Origin of the sequence: Brachybacterium sp. (assembly GCF_052095815.1) — a bacterium.
Classification (GTDB): Bacteria; Actinomycetota; Actinomycetes; order Actinomycetales; family Dermabacteraceae; genus Brachybacterium.
Genome location: NZ_JBQDLF010000012.1, coordinates 11,385 through 12,713 on the forward strand (window position 1 = coordinate 11,385; position 1,329 = coordinate 12,713).

2 protein-coding genes are annotated in these 1,329 nt (G+C 76.0%); both read left to right on the forward strand.

What is annotated here, in order from left to right:
• Window positions 1-390: nitrite reductase small subunit NirD (gene nirD / locus ACTH43_RS07035; RefSeq protein ID WP_441444212.1), on the forward strand; the 390-nt coding region annotated here is incomplete at its 5' end.
• On the forward strand, window positions 387-1,329 hold a 943-nt coding region (gene cobA, locus ACTH43_RS07040), incomplete at its 3' end, for a uroporphyrinogen-III C-methyltransferase (RefSeq protein ID WP_441444213.1). The genes nirD and cobA, both read left to right, overlap by 4 nt.

Here is a 1,329-nt window from a genome sequence, read left to right on the forward strand (position 1 = left end):
CTCGCCAGCCCGAGCCTCAGCAGCCCGGCCCTCGCCCCGCAGCTCGCGGCGAACTGGCTCCGGCTGTGCACCCTCGCGGAGCTCGAGGTCGAACGGGGCTGCGCGGCCCTCGTGGGCCAGGAGCAGGTCGCCCTGTTCCTGCTGGCCGACGGCGACCTCCGCGCGGTCGACAACCACGACCCCTACTCGGGGGCGAACGTCATCTCCCGCGGCATCGTCGGCTCCCGCGGCGGCCGCCCCACCATCGCCTCCCCGATGTACAAGCAGATCTTCGACCTACGCTCGGGCACCTGCGTGAACACCCGCGGCAAGCAGGTGCGACGCCTCCGGGTCTGGCCCGTGCGCACCCTCGACGGGGACGTCTACCTGCTGCGCGGCGGCGCACGATGACCCTCGAGCCCGGAGCAGGGACCCCGGCGCCGGCCCCGGCGTTCGGGAGGCCGACCCGCACGCTCAAGGCACCGGCACCGGCACCGGCACCGGCACCCGCACTGACTCCCGCCGCGGCACCGGCACCGGCAACCGACCCGTTGGCCGCCCGCGGCCACGTGGCGCTGGTGGGCGGCGGGCCGGGCCCGCTGGACCTGCTGACCGTGCGGGCCCTGCGGCTGCTGCGCGGGGCCGACGTCGTGATCGTCGACCGGCTCGGCCCCGCCGCAGAGGTCCGCGCGGAGCTGCGTCCCAGCGCGCTCGTGATCGACGTCGGCAAGCGCCCCGGCCACCATCCCGTCCCGCAGGAGCAGATCAACGCCCTGCTCATCGCGCACGCCCGCGCCGGGAAGGCGGTCGTGCGGCTGAAGGGCGGGGATCCGTTCGTGCTGGGCCGCGGCGGCGAGGAGGTGCTCGCCTGCCGCGCTGCCGGGATCGAGGTCGAGGTGGTCCCCGGCATCAGCAGCGCCTTCGCCGTGCCCCAGGCCGCCGGGGTGCCGGTCACCCATCGCGGACTCTCCTCCACCGTGCACGTGGTCAGCGGGCACGACCTGAGCGGGCCGCACGGACCGTCGGCCGCGACCCTCGCCGCGCTCGCCGACGACGCGGTGACCACCGTGGTGCTGATGGGGGTCGCGGCGCTTCCCGCCCTGGTCGCCGCCGCCCTCGCCCATGGAGTGCCAGGGCAGCGGCCGATCGCGATCATCGAGAACGGCCACACCCCGCGACAGCGCACCACCCGCACCACCCTCGCCGGCGCTGTCCACACAGCAGCGGCCGTCGGCGTGCGCAGCCCCGCGGTGATCGTGATCGGCGAGGTGGCCTGGGCCGGACTGCTGCAGCCGGAAACGTCGGCAGCGCTCGCCCCCGCTGAGCTGAGCCCATCGGCCGCGCTCGCCC